General features: G+C 70.2%; 23 protein-coding genes. 13 read left to right on the forward strand and 10 right to left on the reverse strand.

Annotation, left to right across the window (positions count from 1 at the left end; all coding sequences use genetic code 11):
* Positions 1-52 precede the first annotated feature (52 nt).
* The 3 genes from K3769_RS14850 to K3769_RS14860 form a co-directional block, all read right to left on the reverse strand.
* Positions 53-250, reverse strand: a complete 198-nt coding sequence (locus tag K3769_RS14850; protein ID WP_267026903.1) for a DUF397 domain-containing protein — start codon at positions 248-250, stop codon at positions 53-55.
* Between the two features lie 98 nt (positions 251-348).
* Positions 349-540 (reverse strand): DUF397 domain-containing protein, encoded by a 192-nt coding sequence (locus tag K3769_RS14855; RefSeq protein WP_267026904.1) that lies wholly within the window; start codon positions 538-540, stop codon positions 349-351.
* Positions 537-1403, reverse strand: a complete 867-nt coding sequence (locus tag K3769_RS14860) for a helix-turn-helix domain-containing protein (RefSeq protein WP_267031381.1) — start codon at positions 1401-1403, stop codon at positions 537-539. Before K3769_RS14860 ends, K3769_RS14855 begins: the two co-directional genes overlap by 4 nt.
* A gap of 190 nt (positions 1404-1593) precedes the next feature.
* Here K3769_RS14860 and K3769_RS14865 point away from each other — a divergent pair, with 190 nt between their 5' ends.
* Together K3769_RS14865 and K3769_RS14870 are read left to right on the forward strand one after the other, a co-directional pair.
* Positions 1594-2055, forward strand: coding sequence for an ATP-binding protein (locus K3769_RS14865; protein ID WP_267026905.1), 462 nt, complete (start codon positions 1594-1596; stop codon positions 2053-2055).
* A 102-nt stretch (positions 2056-2157) separates the two neighbouring features.
* Positions 2158-2904: a hypothetical protein gene (locus tag K3769_RS14870; RefSeq protein WP_267026906.1), complete on the forward strand. Its 747-nt coding sequence runs from the start codon at positions 2158-2160 to the stop codon at positions 2902-2904.
* On the opposite strand, the gene K3769_RS14875 is transcribed toward K3769_RS14870, so the two are convergent.
* Positions 2866-3972 carry a hypothetical protein gene (locus K3769_RS14875; protein ID WP_267026907.1) on the reverse strand — a complete coding sequence of 369 codons (1107 nt, stop codon included), beginning with the start codon at positions 3970-3972 and terminating at the stop codon, positions 2866-2868. The genes K3769_RS14870 and K3769_RS14875 overlap by 39 nt on opposite strands.
* 787 nt (positions 3973-4759) lie before the next feature.
* On the opposite strand from K3769_RS14875, the gene K3769_RS14880 reads away from it, so the two are divergent.
* The 3 genes from K3769_RS14880 (at position 4760) to K3769_RS14890 (ending at position 6205) form a co-directional block, all read left to right on the forward strand.
* The gene (locus K3769_RS14880) at positions 4760-5302 is read left to right on the forward strand and encodes a TM2 domain-containing protein (protein WP_267026908.1); all 543 of its coding nucleotides are present in this window, start codon (positions 4760-4762) and stop codon (positions 5300-5302) included.
* Positions 5295-5714, forward strand: a complete 420-nt coding sequence (locus K3769_RS14885) for a DUF2752 domain-containing protein (protein WP_372514942.1) — start codon at positions 5295-5297, stop codon at positions 5712-5714. Before K3769_RS14880 ends, K3769_RS14885 begins: the two co-directional genes overlap by 8 nt.
* 227 nt (positions 5715-5941) lie before the next feature.
* Positions 5942-6205: a TM2 domain-containing protein gene (locus tag K3769_RS14890; RefSeq protein WP_308216337.1), complete on the forward strand. Its 264-nt coding sequence runs from the start codon at positions 5942-5944 to the stop codon at positions 6203-6205.
* 83 nt (positions 6206-6288) lie between these two features.
* Here K3769_RS14890 and K3769_RS14895 read toward each other — a convergent pair whose 3' ends face one another.
* The 5 genes from K3769_RS14895 to K3769_RS14915 form a co-directional block, all read right to left on the reverse strand.
* Positions 6289-7068 (reverse strand): succinate dehydrogenase iron-sulfur subunit, encoded by a 780-nt coding sequence (locus K3769_RS14895; RefSeq protein ID WP_267026911.1) that lies wholly within the window; start codon positions 7066-7068, stop codon positions 6289-6291.
* Positions 7068-8822, reverse strand: coding sequence for a succinate dehydrogenase flavoprotein subunit (gene sdhA / locus K3769_RS14900; RefSeq protein WP_267026912.1), 1755 nt, complete (start codon positions 8820-8822; stop codon positions 7068-7070). The genes K3769_RS14895 and sdhA overlap by 1 nt, the downstream gene beginning before the upstream one ends.
* A gap of 19 nt (positions 8823-8841) precedes the next feature.
* A complete protein-coding gene (locus K3769_RS14905) occupies positions 8842-9336 on the reverse strand; it encodes a succinate dehydrogenase hydrophobic membrane anchor subunit (protein WP_267026913.1) in 495 nt (164 codons plus the stop codon).
* An 8-nt stretch (positions 9337-9344) separates the two neighbouring features.
* The gene (sdhC, locus tag K3769_RS14910; RefSeq protein ID WP_210880708.1) at positions 9345-9725 is read right to left on the reverse strand and encodes a succinate dehydrogenase, cytochrome b556 subunit; all 381 of its coding nucleotides are present in this window, start codon (positions 9723-9725) and stop codon (positions 9345-9347) included.
* A gap of 306 nt (positions 9726-10031) precedes the next feature.
* Complete coding sequence (locus K3769_RS14915) at positions 10032-10583, reverse strand: 2-oxo-4-hydroxy-4-carboxy-5-ureidoimidazoline decarboxylase (protein ID WP_267031382.1); 552 nt, start codon at positions 10581-10583, stop codon at positions 10032-10034.
* Positions 10584-10948: 365 nt separating this feature from the next.
* Between K3769_RS14915 and K3769_RS14920 the strand changes: the two genes are divergently transcribed.
* The 3 genes from K3769_RS14920 (at position 10949) to K3769_RS14930 (ending at position 14018) form a co-directional block, all read left to right on the forward strand.
* Positions 10949-12580 carry a beta-N-acetylhexosaminidase gene (locus tag K3769_RS14920; RefSeq protein WP_372514944.1) on the forward strand — a complete coding sequence of 544 codons (1632 nt, stop codon included), beginning with the start codon at positions 10949-10951 and terminating at the stop codon, positions 12578-12580.
* A 233-nt stretch (positions 12581-12813) separates the two neighbouring features.
* Positions 12814-13329 carry a hypothetical protein gene (locus tag K3769_RS14925; protein WP_267026914.1) on the forward strand — a complete coding sequence of 172 codons (516 nt, stop codon included), beginning with the start codon at positions 12814-12816 and terminating at the stop codon, positions 13327-13329.
* Between the two features lie 98 nt (positions 13330-13427).
* On the forward strand, positions 13428-14018 hold the full coding sequence (locus K3769_RS14930; protein ID WP_267026915.1) for a hypothetical protein: 591 nt from the start codon (positions 13428-13430) through the stop codon (positions 14016-14018).
* 75 nt (positions 14019-14093) lie between these two features.
* Here the strand turns inward: K3769_RS14930 and K3769_RS14935 are convergent, their stop codons facing one another.
* On the reverse strand, positions 14094-16901 hold the full coding sequence (locus tag K3769_RS14935; protein WP_267026916.1) for an FG-GAP-like repeat-containing protein: 2808 nt from the start codon (positions 16899-16901) through the stop codon (positions 14094-14096).
* Between the two features lie 349 nt (positions 16902-17250).
* Here K3769_RS14935 and K3769_RS14940 point away from each other — a divergent pair, with 349 nt between their 5' ends.
* The 5 genes from K3769_RS14940 to K3769_RS14960 all read left to right on the forward strand — a co-directional run bounded on the left by K3769_RS14940 (position 17251) and on the right by K3769_RS14960 (position 21445).
* The gene (locus K3769_RS14940; RefSeq protein ID WP_267031384.1) at positions 17251-17703 is read left to right on the forward strand and encodes a hypothetical protein; all 453 of its coding nucleotides are present in this window, start codon (positions 17251-17253) and stop codon (positions 17701-17703) included.
* A 132-nt stretch (positions 17704-17835) separates the two neighbouring features.
* Complete coding sequence (locus K3769_RS14945) at positions 17836-18453, forward strand: RNA polymerase sigma factor (protein ID WP_267026917.1); 618 nt, start codon at positions 17836-17838, stop codon at positions 18451-18453.
* A 39-nt stretch (positions 18454-18492) separates the two neighbouring features.
* Positions 18493-19260, forward strand: a complete 768-nt coding sequence (locus K3769_RS14950; protein ID WP_267026918.1) for a hypothetical protein — start codon at positions 18493-18495, stop codon at positions 19258-19260.
* A 314-nt stretch (positions 19261-19574) separates the two neighbouring features.
* A complete protein-coding gene (locus tag K3769_RS14955; RefSeq protein WP_267026919.1) occupies positions 19575-20264 on the forward strand; it encodes an RNA polymerase sigma factor in 690 nt (229 codons plus the stop codon).
* The gene (locus K3769_RS14960) at positions 20264-21445 is read left to right on the forward strand and encodes a hypothetical protein (RefSeq protein ID WP_267026920.1); all 1182 of its coding nucleotides are present in this window, start codon (positions 20264-20266) and stop codon (positions 21443-21445) included. Before K3769_RS14955 ends, K3769_RS14960 begins: the two co-directional genes overlap by 1 nt.
* The last annotated feature ends 7 nt before the right edge of the window (positions 21446-21452 follow it).

The raw sequence follows: 21452 nt of genomic DNA on the forward strand, positions 1-21452 counted from the left end.
ATACCGCGGCGACCACGCGTCTGGAGGGGCGCTGCCGACTACGCGAACGGCTTCAAGGGCGGGGGCGGCCGGGTTTTCCGTGGCGGACCGTGGCCAGCAGTGAGTGGAGGCCCGCACGGGGGACGGCGATCGCGGTTGCGGGGTGGTCGGATTCGCGGAGGCGGAGGGTTCCGTCGGGCGCGATGGCGAGTTCCAGGCAGTTGTTTCCCTCACTGCTGAAGGACGACTTCTGCCAGTGAAAACAGGGCACTTGTGGCCTTTCAAAGGACGCTGATGATCTCGCGGATCAGTTGTCGGGAGGAGGCTGCCTCAAGAGCTACGGACGTGGGTGGTCCGGAGCGCCTGCGCCTACGAGCGGCCGGTTATCCCCTGGCGGACGGCGACCAGCAGTGAGTGGAGGCCTGCGGAGCCGAGGGCGAGCGTGGTCGTCGGGTCGTCGGACTCGCGGAGGCGGAGTTCGCCGTCGGGGGTGGTGGCCAGTTCCAGGCAGTTGCTGGCCTCGCTGCTGAATGAGGACTTCTGCCAGCGCAGTTCGGTCATGACGGGTCCTTTTGTAGATCTGCGATCAGTCCGTGGATGAAGTCGCGCGATTCCGGGGCAGTGAGTGACAGCTGCTCCATGCGGCCCATGATTGTTCGGTACTTCTCCAACTGGGCCTCCGCGTGCAGGAACTCCGAGCCGTGTTCCGTGTCCAACTGCACGGTGTCCAACTGTGGGTGCGGACCGTGGGCGATGACCACGGTCTGGCCCGCGCCGGGGAAGATTCCGGCCGAGAAGGGGAGCACGAGGACGGTCACGTTCTCGCGCTCGCTCATCTGCGCAATGTGCGCCAACTGGTCGCGCATGACGTTGGGGCCTCCGAATCGCATACGCAGAGCCGCCTCGTGGATGATCCCGGCGTACTGCGTCGGGCTGTCGCCGTAGAGAATCCCCTGGCGCTTGATCCGGTGGGACAGCCGGTGCTCGATCTTCGGAGGCGGCAGGCTGGGCACGTTCTGCTGAAAGACCAGGCGTGCGTAGTCCGCGGTCTGAAGCAGGCCGGGCAGATGCGTGAACTGAACCGTACGCAGTGCCTTCGCGTGCTCTTCCATCTCCGAGAGGTCCAGCAGGACCGGAGGGAGGAGATCCCTGTAGTCGTCCCACCAGTTGCGGGAGCGCCCGGCCGTCATGGCCGCGAGCGCGTCGATGTAGGACTCATCGCAGCATTCGTACCCGTGGGCGAATGCTCGAACACGATCGGCGCTGACACCGAACCGTCCGGACTCGATGTTGCTGATACGGGCCGGATCGATGCCCAGTTTCTGTCCCGCCTCACGGGAGTTGAGGCCCGCGCGCTCACGGAGTTTGCGCATTTCAGCGCCTAGGCGCTGCTGCCTAACGGTGGCTGAAGGCCTTGGTGGCATCGCGGCTTCACTCCAATAAGTTGCCGTGTTCGGTAGCAGTATTGCAACCACGTGCTCTACTTTCAGTGTGCGGTCAGTCACTCAACGTGGTGCAGGAGCCCCGGAAGTGCACCGCACCAGCGACAGAGCCACCGCCCGCGTCACCTGACTGCATCCATCAACCCCTGTATCGCACCAAGGAGTTACGGACGTGACCGAACTCGCCCTGCATCACCTCGCCGACTCGCCCCTCGACGGCGACTGGGAGTACGCGCTACGGATTCCCAACTCGCTGCTCGGGCCGGGCATCGTCCGGGCCCACGTGCGGGCCGTGCTCACCCGGTATCAGGTGAGTTCCGGCGTCCTTGACAATGCCCAACTCGTCGCGTCGGAGCTGGTCACCAACTCCCTCTCCTGTACGCGGGATTCCGTAGCCGTGCGGCTCACGCGGACCGACGGGCGGCTGCGGCTCAGCGTGTGGGACAGCAGTCCGTATCCTCCACCGCGTCCGCCGGGGGCCGGGCCCGACGACGAGTCCGGGCGCGGGCTCTGGCTCACACGGGCGTGTGCCGACGACTGGGGTCATCACCTCGTGATCAACGGGCGGCGTGACGGCGGCGGCAAGGAGGTGTGGGCGGAATGGCGCGCTCCGAGCCCGGACTTTGCCCTGTAGGCGTGGGTTCGGCGAGGTAATGCTTCCAACCGCCCCTGCCCTCGATGGGACCTGTTGCGGAGGCTTCAGTACTCTTCAGGCTGATTGGGGGAGGCGAAGCCGGTGGTCCGTGCGCGAATTGCCCTCGGGCTGCTGGCGGTTGTCGTCGGCACGGTCTGGCTGCTGGGTGGAGGGTCGGCCGTCCGGTCGGGCGGGCAGTGGGCGCTGTCGGCGCTGCCGTACGGCCTTGCTGTGGTGGGGCTTCTGCTGATTCTGCGGGCAGCCGTGCCCAGAGGGTTGCTGGTCGGGCCCGTCCTTCTCCTTGCGGGGGGCGGGCTGTGGGCCGCTTACAACGCGGGTGCCTTCGACGAGTCGTCGGCCGACCGAGTATGGCCGCTCGTTGTCATCGCCCTCGGAATGGCGCTCTCTCTGGGCGTTCGAACCGAATCGCGTCGTCCTGGGGAAGAACATCCGCTGCGCCGGTACCGAAGCGTGCTGGTTCCGGTTGACCGACGCGTTGTCACCACGACGGTTCCCTTGCAGAGCTTGACGGTGAGCTCGTACTTCGGGAACGCCGTGATCGATCTGTCCGGTGCGCAGTTCATGGGTGTCACGGCGATCAATGACCCGGCCCGCGCGATCGAGGTGGACATAACTGTGCTCTTCGGCCGGGTCGAACTCGTCGTCGGGCCATACTGTGCGGTAGTGAAGGGCAATGTGGAGAGCTCACCGGCCGTACACTTCGCGGACCGTATCGTGGTGTATCCGAATATTGCCGAGTACCTGAGTGAGGGGAGACCTCGCTATCCGCACCGGCTCGTTCTGAACGTGCTAGGTCTGGGCGGATCCGTCGCGATCAGTTCGCTGTAGGACGTCCTGGTCGTCCGACGGATGGGTCATCGGGTCATGTTGCAACTCGAAACTATTGTCGAGCCGTTGCTGGTTGTCGGCGGCGAGGAATGTGGAAATCCTGCGGTTCAGATCTACAAACTCGTTGGTGTCTGTCGGAAGCTCGTAATGGAAAGCCCTGATCAGGTCGAAGCGGTGCAAGTCGAAGACCGTGCTGAGCAGAGTGCCGTGGTAGATGGCCGCCGCGACAGCTCCTCTGTACGCCAGAAGGGCCATGCTGGCGGGTGCCAGGGGGAGTAGTGACCAGAGGTCGAGCCGCACAACGAGCGGCAGCATCGCGACAGTTGTCACGAGTAGCGTTACGCATAAGGACGCCGTGGCCGAGATGAGGTCCATCTGCTGGTTGACGGCGCTCTGCAGCCGAGGGGACGTGAACGGGTAGAGCCGTGGCCCGATGGTCGGCATGTCCAGACCGTAGCGGTCACCCGAAAGCCGCTCACCACGCCTGAGAGCATTTCCGAGCAGAGTAGGCATCAGCTCTCCATCGGGATCTCTGCTGATCAGATTCGCAAGGGCTCGCGTTTCCATGGGGTAGCCGCGTCGGATTCGCCGGGATCTGGCGACCGCACGGGATCTTCTGGCGTCGGTCCGGTCCTGGACGGCAAGCTCGCTGAGTGGACGCAGAGACGGCAGGGGAGGAAAGGTGGCATCGGGCGCGCTGCCATGGGCCACGTCCAGGATTGCGCGGTTCCGGCGCCGTCTGTGCCGCTCCACCGCTGTCCCGTACAGGGGCGCCAGGGGTGAAGGAGTCTCCCAATATCCCTCTAAAAGTTGGACGACAGCCGCCTCGAACGGTCGGAGGATCACTCCGCCCAGAAAGGCGAGGAAAAGGAAGAGCGCTACACCGAAGGCGTCATCCTTCGACGGCATCACCGCGGAGAAGTCCGCAGGGGCGTCCGGATCGTACAGGTGCGCTCGGACCAGGACCGCGATCACCGTGATGACCAGGAAGTTGGGCATCACGCTGATCAAGCTGAATCGCGCGCCTCCAAGGACCTTGCTTCCTGCGGAGAGTAGTCCGTTCAGCATTCAGCAAGCTCCCTTTACTGCTGCGTGCGGGCTATGGCGAAGCGCAGGAAGCCATGGCCGCAAACGACGTGTTGCGGAGGGTCGACACTCCTATGGGGAGGGGTTTCGCAGCGTGGACATGCCCAGATGTCGTGATCCTGCCCTCTGATGGGCGAGAACCACCCATCGGTAACCGGGCGGCTCAGCAGGCCGGACTGACAGCACTGGTGAAGGGGCGCTGACGAGCCCCCCAATTGGGTGGGTGCCGAGCAGTGCACGTTCCGGCAGACGTGCAGGTACTCGTGCTCGTCCGGGCGGCCCGCCGGGTCACGGCCGTAACTCAGGCGCGAGTGAACGCCTCTCATCTGCAAGCTCCGGAAGCTGCCGCCCCGTGTTGGTCGATGCATACTGTCGCCCCCGAAATCGGTGCGTCGAGTATGTCGCCAACTCCACGTCCGGCACAGCATGTACGCGATGAAGGCCCTACCCGCGAAGCCCCGCACGTGCAGGGGCCCTCGGCAGTGTGCTGTCGAGGTGAGGAAGCTCAGCCCGGACGGAGTCCGGGGCACGCGGCACGTCCGGGGCCCACGAGCACCTCACACAGCGTTCGTGTCCGCCGTCTCGACTGCTCGACGAAGCTTCCCCGGGCAGTGCCGCACGTCGTTCTTGTGCGGTCCTTTCTGTCGCGACTGAGATCAGGACTTGCCGTTGAGGCGAACCGGCTTCTCTGTTGTGGGTCCTCTCCGGCAAGATGTCCTGACCTGATTCTTTTCATACGCCATCATCACCGTCCCCAGGAGCAGTCACCGTGAGCGAGCAGCCGTCTCAGCCGCAGCAGCCCCCCAACCAGCCGCCCGGCTACGGCTATCCGAACTCCGGGGAGACGCCTCCCGGGTATGGGTATCCGAACCCGGGCGCCGTCCCGCCCAGCGACGCCAACCCGTACGCGGCCGGGCAGCCGGGCGGTCAGCCGGGGCAGCCCGGTCAGCCCGGGCAGGCGTACGGGCCTCCGCAGTCCGGGTATCAGCAGGGGCCGGGGTATCCGCCCCCCGGCGGGTACGCCCCGGCCGGCGCGTACCCTCCCGGGACCTTCACCGGCGACCCCAACGCCCCGTACGGCTACGACCCCTACGGGCGCCCGTACTCCGACAAGTCGAAGATCATCGCGGGTGTTCTGCAGCTCTGCCTCGGCAGCCTCGGGGTCGGGCGGTTCTACATCGGCAGCGTCGGTATCGGGCTCGCCCAGCTCTTCACCTGCGGCGGGCTCGGGATCTGGGCCCTCATCGACGGGATCATGCTGCTGACGGGGCACAACGCCACCGACGCCCAGGGCCGACCGCTGCGTGGCTGAGACGGGCCCCGTGCGCCTACCGCGCGCGGACGTTCTGCGGCATCCGGCGGCAGCACCCCTCGCGGTGCTCGTCGCCGGGGCCGCCGGCGCGGGCTATCTGTACGGCACCGATCCGCACGAGTCCGGTCACCTCCTGCCCGCCTGCCCCTTCCGGTTCTTCACCGGCCTGCTCTGTCCGGCCTGCGGCGGCACACGGATGGTGTACGACCTGATGCATGGTCAGTTCACGGCGGCCTGGCTGGACAACAGAGTGCTGCTGCTCGCCTCGCCCCTCGCCCTCGCGTTGTTGGCGCGCTGGATCGTGGAAGGGCTGCGCGGACGGCGCTGGCGGCCCCGACTGAGCTCGCGGGTGCAGGTGTTGGTGCTCGCTGTAGCAGTCACCTGGACGGTTGTCCGCAATATTCGTGGCTGAATTTTGACATAACTTGATCACGGGATGGGAACAATAGGCCGTTCGCTCTCCCGCTGGCCCCATGCTCCTCCGTACGCTCACACGTCACAGGGGGGACGACGTGTACACGCTCACGTGTGCGCGGTGACGCTGACGCGACCTTCGGCAGGCATCTGCCACGGGTCCCTCCTGGAGTTCCCCGGGGCGGGCCTGCTCCGGTTTCATTCAGTCATCCAGGAGCACGTCTCATGACCGTCCCCACCCCCGGCGCCCCGTACGGCGTCGACCCGCAGGGCCGCCCCTACTCCGACAAGTCGAAGATCGTCGCGGGCATCCTGCAGATCTTCCTCGGCACGCTCGGCATCGGCCGCTTCTACGTCGGCTCCGTCGGCGTGGGTGTCGCGCAGCTCCTCACCTGCGGTGGTCTGGGCTTCTGGGCGCTGATCGACGGCATCCTGTTCCTCACCAGCAACGACCGCACGGACAAGGAGGGCCGCGTGCTGCGCGGCTGATCTCCGTACGTGTGACGCGAGAGGGGCCCCACTCCGGCGGGAGTGGGGCCCCTCTCGCATGCGTACCGGCGGACCGGAAAAGATCAGAAGCGGCGCGTGATCAGTGCCCGCTTCACTTCCTGGATCGCCTTCGTGACCTCGATACCGCGCGGGCAGGCGTCCGTGCAGTTGAACGTCGTGCGGCAACGCCACACGCCGTCCTTGTCGTTGAGGATCTCCAGACGCTGCTCTCCGGCGTCGTCACGCGAGTCGAAGATGAAGCGGTGGGCGTTCACGATGGCGGCCGGACCGAAGTACTGGCCGTCGTTCCAGAACACCGGGCACGAGGACGTGCACGCGGCGCACAGGATGCACTTCGTCGTGTCGTCGAAGCGCTCCCGGTCCTCCGCCGTCTGCAGCCGCTCGCGCGTGGGCTCGTTCGTCTCCTTGGTGACGAGGAACGGCATCACGTCGCGGTACGCCTGGAAGAACGGCTCCATGTCCACGACCAGGTCCTTCAGCACGGTGAGGCCCTTGATGGGCTCGACCGTGATGGGCTTGGCCGGGTTGATGTCCTTGATCAGGGTCTTGCAGGCGAGACGGTTCTTGCCGTTGATCCGCATGGCGTCCGAGCCGCAGATGCCGTGCGCGCAGGACCGGCGGAACGTCAGCGTGCCGTCCAGATCCCACTTGATCTTGTGCAGCGCGTCGAGGACACGCTCCTTGGGGTCGATCTCCAGCTGGAAGTCTTCCCAGACCGCTTCCGCCGAGTTCTCGGGGTTGAAGCGGCGGATGCGGAACGTGGCCGTGATGTAGGGAGAGTCGGCGAAGCCGGGCTCGGGCGTGCCGGCCTCGTCCGTCTTGTCCAGGGTGGGGGTTGCCATCAGTACTTACGCTCCATCGGCTGGTAGCGGGTCTGGACGACCGGCTTGTAGTCGAGACGGATCGACTCGGTGCCGTCGTCGCCGACCTCGCGGTACGCCATGGTGTGGCGCATGAAGTTGACGTCGTCGCGGTTGGGGTAGTCCTCGCGGTAGTGACCGCCGCGGGACTCCTTGCGGGCGAGCGCGGACACGGCCATGACCTCGGCGAGGTCGAGCAGGTTGCCCAGCTCGACGGCTTCGAGGAGGTCGGTGTTGAACCGCTTGCCCTTGTCCTGGACGGACACGTTCAGGTAGCGCTCGCGCAGCTCGGCGATCTTCTCGACGGCCGTCTTGATCGTCTGCTCGGTGCGGAACACCATGACGTTGGCGTCCATGCACTCCTGCAGCTCGCGGCGGATGTCCGCCACGCGCTCGCTGCCCGTGGACGCCCGCAGCCGCTCGATCTGGCCCACGACCAGCGAGGCCGGGTCCTCGGGCAGCTCGACGTGCCCGACCGTGGCCGAGTACTCCGCCGCGGCGATGCCCGCACGACGCCCGAAGACGTTGATGTCGAGCAGCGAGTTCGTGCCCAGGCGGTTGGCGCCGTGCACCGAGACGCACGCGACCTCGCCGGCCGCGTACAGGCCCGGGACGACCGTGGTGTTGTCCGCCAGGACCTCACCCTCGACGTTCGTCGGGATGCCGCCCATGGCGTAGTGCGCGGTGGGCTGGATCGGGATCGGGTCCGTGTACGGCTCGATGCCCAGGTACGTACGCGCGAACTCCGTGATGTCCGGGAGCTTGGCGTCCAGCTGCTCCGGCGGGAGGTGCGTGAGGTCGAGGTAGACGTGGTCGCCCTCGGGACCGCAGCCGCGGCCCTCACGGATCTCCGTGTAGATGGAGCGGGAGACGACGTCACGGGACGCGAGGTCCTTCATGACCGGCGCGTACTTCTCCATGAAGCGCTCGCCGTCCTTGTTGCGGAGGATGCCGCCCTCACCGCGGGCGCCCTCCGTCAGCAGGATGCCCATGCGCCAGATGCCGGTCGGGTGGAACTGGAAGAACTCCATGTCCTCCAGCGGCAGACCACGGCGGTAGACCGCGGCCTGGCCGTCACCGGTCAGGGTGTGCGCGTTCGACGTCACCTTGAAGAACTTGCCGGTGCCGCCGGACGCGTAGATCACGGCCTTCGCCTGGAAGACGTGGATCTCACCGGTCGCCAGTTCGTAGGCGACGACGCCCGCCGACTTCTTGACGCCGTCGACCTCCACGAGGAGCTGGTCGAGGACGTAGAACTCGTTGAAGAACTCCACACCCTCCTTGACGCAGTTCTGGTAGAGCGTCTGAAGGATCATGTGGCCGGTGCGGTCCGCCGCGTAGCAGGACCGGCGGACCGGGGCCTCGCCGTGGTTGCGGGAGTGCCCGCCGAAGCGGCGCTGGTCGATGGTGCCGTCCGGGGTCCGGTTGAACGGCAGGCCCATCTTCTCCAGGTCGAGGACCGCGTCGATGGCCTCCTTCGCCAGGATCTCGGCGGCGTCCTGGTCGACCAGGTAGTCGCCGCCCTTGATCGTGTCGAAGGTGTGCCACTCCCAGTTGTCCTCCTCCACGTTCGCCAGCGCGGCGGCCATACCGCCCTGCGCGGCGCCCGTGTGGGACCGGGTGGGGTAGAGCTTCGTCAGCACGGCGGTCCGGCTGCGCTTCGTCGACTCGATGGCCGCGCGCATTCCGGCGCCGCCGGCGCCGACGATGACGGTGTCGTACTTGTGGATCTTCATGATTCTCGCAGCCCCGTGCCTAGCGGATGTTCGGGTCGAAGGTGAAGATCACCAGCGTGCCCAGCAGGATGGTGAACACCGTGGCGGTGTAGAGCAGGCCCTTGAGCCACAGCCGGGTGTCCGCGCGCTCCGCGTAGTCGTTGATGACCGTACGCAGGCCGTTGGCGCCGTGCAGCATGGCCAGCCAGAGCATCAACAGATCCCAGACCTGCCAGAACGGGGAGGCCCAGCGGCCCGCCACGAAGGCGAAGCCGATCTTGGAGACGCCGCCGTCGAGGACGAGCTGGATGAGCAGGTGGCCGAGGACCAGCACGACGAGGACGACGCCGGACAGCCGCATGAACAGCCAGCCGTACATCTCGAAGTTGCCGCGGGTGGACTTCGGGGTCTTGCGGGTCCGCTTGCGCGGGGCTTCGATCAGGGGCGCCGGGTTGTCGACGTCGTAGAGGGACGCACCCTCGACGGGGCCGATACCGGACGCGGTCTTCTCGGTGGTGTCTGTGTTGTTCGACATCTTGCGCGTCAGCTCCCGAAGACTTCACGAGCGGCGTGGCCGAGGACGGGGTACAGGGCCCCGATCATCAGCACGACCCAGATGCCGACAACGGTCCAGAGCATCTGCTTCTGGTAGCGCGGGCCCTTCGACCAGAAGTCGACGGCGATCACCCGCAGACCGTTGAGCGCGTGGAAGAGGATGGCGGCGACTAGGCCGTACTCCAGCAGCGCGACGATCGGCGTCTTGTAGGTGGCTACGACCTTGTCGTAGTCCTGGGGAGAGACACGGACAAGAGCGGTGTCCAGCACGTGTACGAACAGGAAGAAGAAGATGAGGACGCCGGTGACTCGATGAGCCACCCAGGACCACATTCCTTCCCGGCCGCGGTACAGCGTTCCAGCCGGCACGGAAGAACCCTCCGGGAGCGGGGATTGGGGCCTGCCGGCTTCGATGTCGACCTGGCCCGGCCGGGTACGGTCCACCGGCCCTGGCCATCGTAGCGACGTGTTGTCGGAACGTTTACGGCGGGCCTACCGATGTGATCGAACTGGCAGGCAAAGGGGTACGTATGGGCTATTGCGGGTGCGGTGTGGGTGGCTGCGCCTACCCCCTCCTTCCCGGCTGAGCTGAAAGATTGCGCCGTTCCCCGCGCCCCTTATGAGGGTGGTGCTGTGGGGAGGGGTGTGCCGGGCCCCCGCGTCCCCGGGTTGAGGTCAAGGATTGCGCCGTTCCCCGCGCCCCTTAATGAGTGTGGTCCCGCCGGGAGGGGCTGTGCCGGGTCCCGCGTCCCCGGCAGGGCTGAAAGATTGCGCCGTTCCCCGCGCCCCTGGGGGGTGGGGGTGCAGCGATCTGGTCAGGCGGCCTTTTGCCAGGTGGCGGAGTTCTTCCGTGGTGTGGGCTCGTTCCTCGTCCGGGTCGTTCGTGAGGCGGGAGCTGATTTCGGTCAGGACCCGGTCGGGGGCCTCCGCCGGCGACGTGTCGTCCAGGCAGATGACGAAAACATGGCCGAAACGGCTCTCGTACGCCGCGTGGGCGGCGCTCAGTGCCGTGTGCGCGGCGGAGTACGCGCCCTCCGGCAGAAGCGTGAGGGATTCGCAGGCCAGGGCCTCGGCGACATCGGCCGGCGTCAGGTCGTACGCCGCTTCGTCGGACGCGGCCAGCAGGGCGTCCAGGTCGGGATAGGGGCGGTGCGCCGCGATACGGCGGGCCCAGTGGCGGCTGCCGCAGCAGGCCAGGAGCGTGCGCTCGGCCTCGTCCGCGGGCATGGCGTTGAACCGGGCCAGGCCGGGGGCACGGTGCCCGGGCGACTCCGGTGTGGCGACGGCCTGGCCGGGGAGACGGGAAGGACGGTGCGCGGGCAGCGTGGGTTCCTCGGCGGTTCGGCGACGCCGGGACGAGCGCCGCACGTGGTTCGACAGGGGAGCAAGTGACAAATGTGGTTCAACGCTATCGAGGCGTGGCGGGAGCTGTCCGAGAGATGCCCGAACTTCACCCGTAAGGGAGAGTTTCAAGACAGATGGTGGACGGCGGCACCGGTCGCCGGGGCTTAGGTTCACCACGGAGGTACAGCGTACGGGGACGGGCTCGGGCGAGTGATCGGGCCGGCGATCGGGAGAGTGAGCGGGCTGTGGTGAACGGGCGTAGGCGCAAAGCACCGGCATCGGCCGACAGGAAGCCCCTGCTGGTCGGCGCGGGCGTCGTGGCGGTCCTGGCGGGCGCCGCGCTGACCGTGGGGCTCTGGCCGAGCGGAGACTCGGGCGCGCCCTCGACCGGCCGGCCCAGTGGGGAGAGGAGCGCTGCGGCGTCGGCCGACTCCCCGACCCCGTCACCCGATCGGACGTATCCGCTGTCGAAGACGCCCCGGACGATTCCGGCCGTCCGCGACCACACGCCCGCCCGCGGACCCGGCTGGCGGCCCGCGAAGGGCGGCCGGGTCCTCGTGGGCGACGGCGCGCTCGCCGACGAGGGGCGGCTTCTCGCCAAGGAGCTGGGGCTGGCCTACGCGGGCCGGGGCGAGCCGCGCGCCGGGGACGTCGGGCTGAGCCTCACGGACGAGGACGCGAACGCCGAGTCGTACACCCTGCGGGTCGCCGACGGGCGGGTGCGGATCAGCGGTACGGAGGAGGCGGGCGTCTTCTACGGCACCCGCACGCTCAAGCAGGAGGTCCACGGAGACGCCACGGCGCCCGAGGGAGTCGTACGCGACTCGCCGGCCAAGCCGCAGCGCGGGTTCATGCTGGACATCGCGCGCAAGCATTTCACCGCCGCCTGGATCGAGGACCGGATCCGTGAGCTGGCCGACCTCAAGTACAACCAGCTCGGCCTGCACTTCTCCGACGACCAGGGCTTCCGGATAGCCTCCGACTCGCACCCCGAGGTCGTCTCGAAGGAAGACCTGACCAAGGCCGAGGTGCGGCGCATCCTCGCGCTCGCCGAGAGCCGCCACATCGATGTCGTGCCGGAGATCGACTCGCCCGGACACCTCGGCGCGGTGATCGCCGCGCACCCGGACCTCCAGCTCCGCAACACCGCGGGTGTCGCCTCGAAGGGCGCGCTCGACCTCTCGAAGCCCGCCGCCGGCAAGATCGTCGACGAGTTGCTGAACGAGTACGCCGACCTGTTCCCCGGGCCGTACTGGCACCTCGGCGCCGACGAGTACCAGGCCCTGACGGTGGCGAACCCGGCGGCCTCGTACCCGCAGCTGGCCTCCGCCGCGACGAAGGCGTACGGATCCGGCGCCGGGATCGCCGACCTGGCGACCGGGTGGCTCAACGACCGGGCCGACACCGTGCGCGGACACGACCGGACCATGCGCGCCTGGAACGACGGGATCTTCGCCGGGGGCACCGTCCAGGCCGACAAGGACATCCAGGTCGCGTACTGGACCGGCAAGGAGATCGGCGCGCGGCAGCCGACGGAGTACCTGCGGTCCGGGCGCGAACTGCTGAACTACAACGACGAGTACCTGTACTACGTCCTCGGGCAGCCCAACACCTTCGTCTACCCGACCGGGCAGCGCATCTACGAGCAGTGGACCCCCCTCGTCGTCCGCGGCACGTCCCCGGTGTCCGAGGAGTACGACGACCAGATCCTCGGCGCGTCCTTCGCCGTCTGGTGCGACCTCTCGGGCTCCCAGACCGAGGCCCAGGTGGCGGCGGGGATCCGGCTGCCGCTGCGGGCGCTGACGCAGAAGCTGTGGGATCCGCGCAAGCCGGTGTCGTCATGGGCCGACTTCAAGACGCTGGCGGGGAAGCTGGACTGAGGGCCTCGCCCGCCCCGCCCGCTCCGTGAAGGGCCCGCCCGCCCCGCTCGCTCCGTGAAGGGCCCGCCCGCCCCGCTCGCTCCGTGAGGGGCCCGCCCGCCCCGCCCGCTCCGTGAGGGGCCGCGCGGTTGCCGGCGGCTCGCGTGTTCCGGCGGCTTGCGTGTTCCGGTGGCGAACTACTGTGCCCGTGTGGTGTATTCGGCCTGGCCGACCGACACACCGGGGGGAGCGGCATGGGCTACTGGGGGTATTTCGTCGTGGGCAGAAGCGAGCAGCCGCTTGCCGAGCTACGCGCGTTGTCCGGCGCGGCGGGCATGACGCTGCACGAGACGGCGGAGGGCGGCTGGCAGGTCTGGGAGTACCCGAACGCTCCCGGCGGGGGCGCCTCGGACGTGGGCAACATGAACGACCTGGCCCAGGAGACGGGCGCGCCCGCGCTCTTCGGATACGTCATGGACAGCGACTGCGTGGTCGTCGAGGCCGCCGCCCCCGAGAGCGGGGCCTGGTCGACCTGCCTGGCCAGGGACGCGATGGCCGGCTATCTGGGCGGGAACGAGGACGGGCTGGCCGTCGACGACTTCTTCCTCGAACCCCGCGACGCCGTCGAGCGAGCCCTCGCCTGGGCCGCCGAATCGGGCCGCGACGCGTCGGAGGAACGCCTCCTCGACGTGCTCAGCTCCGACGCGAACCCCTCGGCCGAGATGCTCTTCTTCCGGTTCCTGGACCGACTGGGCGTCATCCCCATGTAGATTTCGGCCACTTCGCACTGTGACGTTCCGGCCACCGTGCACGCAGTAAGGGGAAGTGCGGGCTCCGCGACCAGCGGCGGCCCACCGAGGGAGGCGTGATGAGCCTGGTGGAACTGACCGCTCGGGCCGATGAGCTGGGGCTCGCGGCCGGCGGCCTGGCGTGCCTGGACAGGTGCGTACCCCTGTTGGGTGGCGACGACGAGATCCTGCGCCCGCTGTGGGCGAGTCTCGCGGAGCCGGAGGAGGGGTTCCGGGACTGGGGCGAGTGCGTCGAGCAGGTGCGCGCCAAGCTGTACGTGGCGGACGGCCCGGAGGGCGGCGCGTCGGCCGAGGGCGAGGCCGTCGCCCTGGCCCACCGCATGCTCGGCGCGGCCCCGGCGGAGCGGACCGCCGCGAACCTGCGGGAGTGGGCCGACACGTGCTCGGTCGCCGCGCTGCAGATCCACGGCCTCCTCGACGCCACGGCCCGCGCCGAGTCCGGCGGCGCGGCCTCGGCGCGGGACCGGCGCGAAGGGCGTACGCAGGACATGTCACCGCTCGTCGCCGCCGAACTGCGGCGCCAGGTCAGCGTCCTCGAACTGGTGGCGGCGCACGGCCCGGCGGGTCTGCGCCAGGCACGGGAGCTCACCACCGAGGGCCGCCGCGTCCTGCGCGCGGTGGTCTCCCGACGGGCCCGCGGACGCGCCTGAGCACCCGGGACCACATATGAGGCCGGGGCCCCGTTCCGTACAGGGTCCCGGTCTCAGGCGTACGCCACGTGAGGTCTACGGGGTCAGGACCTGGCCCAGCCGTGCGGCCGTCGCCGTGCCCAGCTGGGTGACGCCGTAGTACGCCGACCCGGCGACGGAGACCCCCGAGGCGGTGCTCGGGAGGTGGAGCAGCGTGCCGTTGTACGCGTCCTCGCCCTCCGCGCCGATGAGCAGATGCGCGCGCCCGTGGCCGGAGAAGTCCGTCAGCGAGACGGACGAACCCAGCTTGTCGTCCTTCTCCGTGGACCCGGGGACGCCCGTAGTGTCCTGGGAGAAGGAGAGCGACCCGGTGCCGGTGAGGCCGGCCGAGGTGCCCTTGAGGAGCCAGACCGCGCCCGCGTTCGCCTTGTTGGCGCCACTGCGGGTGATGTCCTCGTTCGGGGCGCCCGTGAGGACGTCCGCGAAGCCGTCGGCGTTGAAGTCCCCGACCGAGACCGAGGTGCCCATCGCGTCGCCCGACTCGGCGGCGCCCTCGACGCCCGAGGTGCCCTGGTGGATCGTCGTCATCCCGGTGGTGGTGAAGCCGGACGCCGAACCCGGGACCATCGTGACCTGGCCGCCCGCCTTGGCACCGGACTCCGCGGTGTACGGCTGGCCGATGACGATGTCGTCGTAGCCGTTGCCGTTCACATCGCCCGCGGCGATCGAGCGACCGCCCTTGACGGAGAGCGTGGACACCTTCGACAGCCCCAGCGACCTGGACCCCTTGAACCAGGTGACCTTGCCGGCGCCGGACGCGTCGAGGTAGGTGAGCGCCACGTCCGCGTAGCCGTCCCGGTTGAAGTCACCGGTCGCGGCGTCCGCGTACGAGAGGGCGCCGGAGGCAGTGGTGAGGTCGCCCGCGACCTCGTGGCCGTCGTCGAAGCGGGCCGCCCAGTTGCCCCCCGTGCCGGTGGCCGCCGTGAAGACGTCCGCCTTGCCGTCGGCGTTGAAGTCGCCGACCGCGACCGTCGCGCCGAACCGCGCCCCGTTCGGCTCGTAGTCGTCGCCCAGCGCCATGGTGTCGGCGCCGAGGTCGAACTTCGGGCCGTACAGGATCGTCACCGCGCCGCGGTCCTTGTGGCCGGTCGTGTCGTCCTCGCCGGGGGCGCCGATCGCGATGTCCGCGTAACCGTCGGCGTTGATGTCGCCGAGGGCCGTGGCCGCGCCCCACTGGTCGCCCGACTCGGCGGCGCCCGGCACGTTCGCGGTGCCCTGGTTGAGCTTCACCTTCGAGGCGGACACGGGGCCGTTCACACCGCCGGGCACGAGGGTGAGCCAGCCGCTGCCCTGCTTCGGGGTGGCGGCGACGAGGTCGCTGACGCCGTCACCGTCGAAGTCGGCCGTCGGGACCGCGGAGTTCCTGGCCGGAGCGGCGGCGTACCGGCGGATCTCGCCGAGCTTCGAGTAGAGGTTCTTGCCGGGGCACTCGGTGGCGAAGCCGTCGCGGTGACCGGAGACCGTGTTCAGGGTGGCCTGGTCGCCCGCCTTCCACACGCCCGTGTCGTCGGCGGCGGTCAGGGTGACCCGGCCGCTGGGATCCCCGCCGTACTGGCCGAGCTTCCACGCGGCGACGCGCGCCACGGACTCCAGGGCGGCCCGGGTCGGCTTGCCCGCGGCCTTCGCCGCGGTGGTGGAGGTGGCGGCGGCGCCCTCGAAGTCACCGAGGACGGCGATGCCCGCCGAGTCGCCGTTGAAGCCGTACGTGTGCGCGCCGCGCACCGGCAGGTCGACGCCGCCCGCGCGGCCCTCGAAGATCCGGCCGCACTTGTCGACCAGGAAGTTGTAGCCGATGTCGTTCCACAGCTCGGTCTGCACGTGGTACGCCATGATGCCGCGCACCAGCGCCGGGGACTCGGCGCAGCTGTAGTCGTTCGTACCGACCGTGTGGTGCACGAAGACCGCGCTGACCTTGTCGATGTACTCCGGCGCGTCCTTGACCGCCGACTCGGCCGCGCCCCACTGGGCGCGGGGGACGATCGGCGGCTGCGTCACGGTGGACGGCGGCGGGGAGGGGACCGGGTCGGGCGTCGGGGAGGCCGTGGCGCTCTCGGGCGCGCTCTCGGAGGCGCTCTGCGAGGTGCTCTCGGCGGGGGCCGCGGGGGCGTCGGTCGTGCCCGCCGCACCCGTCGGAGACGCAGAGGCCGGGGTGGCCGCAGTGACCGCGGTGGCGTCGGCCGGGGCCGGGGAGCCGGTCGCGTCCTCGGCGGCGAAGGCGGCGCCGTCCATCGAGAGACCTGTGGCCGTGCTCAGCGACTCGCTCTTCGCCTCGGCGGAGGTCACGCCCGGGTCCACGAGGCTCAGCTCAAGTCCCTTGGGCAGACCGGCACTCGCCGAACCTCCCCCGGACCCCGTCCGGGAGGTGCCCCTGGCGGCCACCACCCGCGCCTCGACGCCGTCGCTGGGGCCGACCCAGAGCGGATCGGACGCGCCGCGCGCCTGCTCGGCGCCCGCCTCCGCCCTGTCGACCGGGTGGGGTTCCAGGTCCAGGTTCTGCCAGCCGGTCCACTCGCCCGAGCCGACCGCGCGGGTCCTCACCTGGGCGGTGCCGTCGAGTTCGGCCTTCGCGCCGGTCCAGGAGACGCCGAGCAGCGAGAACCGGGCGGTGCTCGTCCGCTCCACCTCGCGGCGGCCCGCGCCGTCGGCGCTCATGGCCAACTCGTGCACCTGCACAGGCCGCTTGCCGCGGCCGGCGTCGACCGACGGGTCGTCGCCCGGGTTCGCGACCGCGTACGTCACGGCGCCCGCTCCGGCCAGTACGACGGCCCCTGTGGTCAGCCACGCTCTCCGCTTCAGACTCAGCGGTTTGTACGCGTGACTCGTCCGGCGACTCAAATACCCCACCCCTAGAGAAGCAGCTCTGCATACCCACCCGTCTCACGGGTGGCTCCTTAATTCAGCGCCAAATCCGGACCAAACATCACCCAACAAGCCTGTGCGGTACGTCACTCGGGAGCGCCCTGACGCCCGGAGGAAGTGAATGGTTGTGTGGATTCCGGTGAATTGCCGCGTGACCTTTGTCACTATGGGGACGTGTGATGTTCGGGTCGCCCGGCCCGCTTGGTGTTGCGGACCGGCCGTGGCTCCCACGGCCCGGACGTGACCGAGTGAGGGGGCGCAAACGGTGAGGGGAACGAGCGCGGAGTCGGGAGAGCCCTCGCGTACGACCCGCGGACTCTCCGCCGATCTGCGGATGCGGCAGCACGCGGCACGGTTCGTACGGGACGTCACGGCCCGCAACCGCCTGCCGCTCGACTACTCCGTCGCGAGCCTGCGCGTCGTCGACTTCATCGTCGACGGGCTGCGCAGGAGCGGCCGGGACCGCACGGACGTACGGGGCGTCCTGTTCGGACTCGGGGTGTACGCGGGGGAGGTGCTGGTGCGGCGGGCCGGTGCCGCGTGGGTCGAGTTCGACCGGGGGCAGCGGGAGTTGTTCGGTCAGCCGGTGGGCGTACGGATGCCGGACGGGCGGGTGTGGAATCCGCTGGGCAAGGTCGTGAAGAGGTTCGAGGCGGGGGAGCGGGAGTCCCTGCGCACGTTCTATCTGCAGTTGCACGGGCGGGCGCGGGCCGAACTGCCGCGGTCCGCAGGGCGGTTCGGGCGGTTCGGGCGCGCGGAGGCGGGTGGCGCGCCGGACGAGCTGTGACGTTTCCGCGCCGTCCGACGCAGATGACCTTGAGGGTGTGCGACCACGGGCGACCGCACGCGACTGCCTGCGACCACGGGCGACCGCGTACGTCCGCCGCGGTGGTCCGGACCCGGTGCGAACGAGGCAGTGTTGGGCCAGGGAGGGGAGTCCCGCGGCGTGCGGTCGTCCGACGGGGAGCTGGGCGTGGCCGTCGCGCGGGCCCAGCAGGGGGACGAGGACGCCTTCGCGGTCGCGTACCGGATCGTGCAGCCGGGACTGCTCGGATATCTGCGGGGTCTGGTCGGCACCGAGGCGGAGGACGTGGCCTCGGACGCGTGGCTGGAGATCGCCCGGGACCTGGGCCGGTTCCGCGGGGACGGGGCGGGGTTCCGCGGCTGGACCGCGACCATCGCCAGACACCGGGCGCTCGACCATCTGCGGCGCCAGAAGGTGCGCCCGCGGGCGTCCGAGCTCGTCCAGGACGTGCTCGACCTGCCCGCCGCGCGGAACACGGACGACCAGGCCCTGGAGTCCCTCGGTACGCAGTACGCCCTCGAACTCCTCGCGACCCTGCCGCGCGACCAGGCGGAGGCCGTCCTGCTGCGGGTCGTCGTCGGTCTCGACGGTCCCTCGGCCGGCCGCGTCCTCGGCAAACGCCCCGGCGCGGTACGTACCGCCGCCCACCGGGGCCTGAAGCGGCTGGCCCGCAGCCTCGCCCCGGAGGGTGTGACGGAAGAGGAACTCCGGACGCTGGGGGAGTCGGGATGAACGACGGACGGTCCTCCGGTGGCGGAAGTGGATGCGGACATGGCTGAACGGGAGGGCGGCGGCACCCGCCCGGACCTCGGTGCCCTTCTCGCCGCCGCGGTACGGGCCGAGGCGGCGGACCCCGACGCCGAGAAGCGGGCCCTCGCGGCGTTCCGGGACGCCCGGGACGCGGGGGCGCCCGACAGGTTCCGTACCCGGCGTCGGGACGACTGGCGGTCGGCGGGCGAACGGCGCGGCCGGTCGCTGCGGGCGACGCTGATCGCGCTGGCCGCGAGCGTGACGCTCGGCGGGGTGGCGGTCGCGGCCATCGGCTCGGGCGGCGGCGGGCGGGACGACGGGGACGAGCGGGACCGGACGCGACGACCGTCGAGCAGTTCGACGGCGCACCCCGGCGCCCCTGCGCCGGCCCTGTCCGGCGCACCCGGTAGGCCAGGTACCCCCGGTGGGTCCGCGCCCGGCCGGACCGACCGGCCTCCCACCGCTCAGGACACCGCGGCCCACTGCCGCGCGTACGACAACGCCAAGAAGCGGGGCAGGGGCAAGGGCAAGGGCAAGGTGCCCGACTCGGCCGCCTGGCAACGGCTGGTCCGGGCCGCGGGCGGCGAGGACGAGGTGGCGGCGTACTGCGCGACACGAACGACCAACCCGAACAAGCGCCCCAAGGCCCCCGACACGCCCAAGCCGAAGCCGTCGACGACGGCCAAGCCCTCCAAGGCGGCCAAGCCGTCGAAGGCGCCGGGCAGCGGTGCCACGAAAAGCCCGAAGGCCGCGAAAAGCGCGAACCACGCAAAGGGTGGGAGCGGTTGAGGGGAGGGGGTGGCGGCTCCGCCGATGGCAACGGCCGGGGCCGCCACCCCCCACAGGAGAGGCCCCGGCCGTCGCGCGGCACGGGCCGCGCGGCGGCCCGTACTCTCCTCAGCGCCGACGGTGCGTTTTGTGTCACACCCCGCGCCGCAACGAGTTAGTTGCAAGTTGTACGGACATGGACGCGCCCCGGTTTCAAGCCGTAACGTGCATTTCGCGCCGGATGCGGGGCAGGACCGCAACCATCGATCGAGAGACCATGACGGGGATGACCCGGCCCGCGGGAGCGGCGCCGGCCGGGCGCGATAAGGGGCGCTGTGCTGGGGGACGACGCGGAGCTGACCGCCGCGGTGCTTGCCGCACAGTACGGGGACGAGACCGCGTTCCGGACTGTGTACCGAGCCGTGCATCCACGGCTCCTGGGGTATGTGCGGACGCTGGTCGGTGACCCCGACGCCGAGGACGTGACGTCCGAGGCCTGGCTGCAGATCGCCCGCGACCTGGAACGGTTCAGCGGAGACGCCGACCGGTTCCGCGGCTGGGCTGCCCGGATAGCCCGTAACCGCGCGCTCGACCACATACGTATGCGCGGGCGGCGCCCCGCGACGGGCGGCGACGAGAGCGAGCTGACCGGCAGGGCGGCTGAGTCCGACACCGCAGGCGAGGCCATCGAGGCGCTCGCCACGGGCCGCACCCTCTCCCTCATCGCCCAACTCCCGCAGGACCAGGCGGAGGCCGTCGTGCTGCGCGTCGTCGTCGGCCTCGACGCCAAGACCGCCGCGGACACCCTCGGCAAACGGCCCGGCGCCGTCCGCACGGCGGCGCACCGCGGGCTCAAACGCCTCGCGGAACTGCTCGGCGCGGACCCGGAGGCGGCGGCTCCGGAAGCCATGGGCTCCTTGAGCTCCGTACCTCAGCAGAGACCCCCGCAGACGGAACCGCGTACCCGTGCGGCGACGCCGGCCGGTGTGACGCATACGCCTTCGCGTACGCAGAAGGACATGTGATGGCCGACGAGCGCTCTGTCTTCCCTGGGGACGATCCCACGCACCCCGGCCGGTGGCTGGACCGCGACGCGGCGGAACGACTGCTGCGCGGAGAACCGCTTGACGCCGACGACGCCGTCGACGCCGACGTCCGCGCCCAGGCCGACCGGCTCGCCGCGGCCCTCCACGAACTGGGCGCGTCCGGTGCCGGGTCCGCGCCGGCCGATACCGCCGGCGAACGCGGTTCCGCACTCCCCGGCGAGGAAGCCGCGTTGGCCGCGTTCCGTTCGGCGCGCTCCGCCCGGAGCGAGGAGAAGGACCCCGCCCGGCCCTCCCGTACGCGTCCCTCGGCGCCCTTCCCGTCCCCGTCGGCCTCCTCTTCCCTGGGGGCCACCCTGGACGCGGGTCTCGTCCGGCTGGGCCGTTACACCCCGGACCGCCGTGCCCGCTCCCCGTGGGGACGGCCGGTGCGCTACGGCCTGGCCGCCGCGCTGGCCGCCGGCATGATCGGCGGGGTCGCCGTGGCCGCGACCGCCGGCGTCCTGGCCTTCGGCGGGGGCGGCCCGGAACCGGGCGCCTCCGCGACGACCGACGCCACTCAGGACCGCCCGCCGCGCACGCAGTCCCCCGACGCGAACCGCCGCGGCGACGACCCGCGGCCCGACGGGAGCGCCGGCGCACCGACCGGCGGCAACTCCGTCCCGGACGGAGAGGCCTCCGGGGGTACGGGCAAGGGCACGGATTCCGGCTCCGACGGCGCCGGGCACGAGAACCGGCAAGGCCGGCGGTGGGCCGGAATCGCCTCGGCCTGCCGGGACATCCGCGACGGCAAGGACCTCGACGCCGGGCGCCGACACACCCTGGAGGACGCGGCCCGGGGCGCCGAACAGGTGCAGAAGTACTGCAGGGGCGTCCTGAACACCTGGGACCGCCGGGGCTCGGACAAGGGCTGGAAGGGCTGGACCAACCCCGGTTCCGGGAACGGGGGTTCGAACTCGAACCAGGGTCAGGGTCAGGCCAACGGCGGCAACGGCGGCGGTCACGGGGGCGGCAACGGTGGTGGTGGCAACGGTGGTGGCGGTGGTGGCCATGACGGTGACGGCCACGGCCCCAGAGGTACGCGCACCTTCCGGGGTGACGAGGGCGCGGCGGCCCCGACCCCACGGATCAGCGCCCTCGCGGAACCGACCAACCACCTCTGACCCGAGA

This window comes from Streptomyces ortus, from assembly GCF_026341275.1.
GTDB lineage: Bacteria > Actinomycetota > Actinomycetes > Streptomycetales > Streptomycetaceae > Streptomyces > Streptomyces ortus.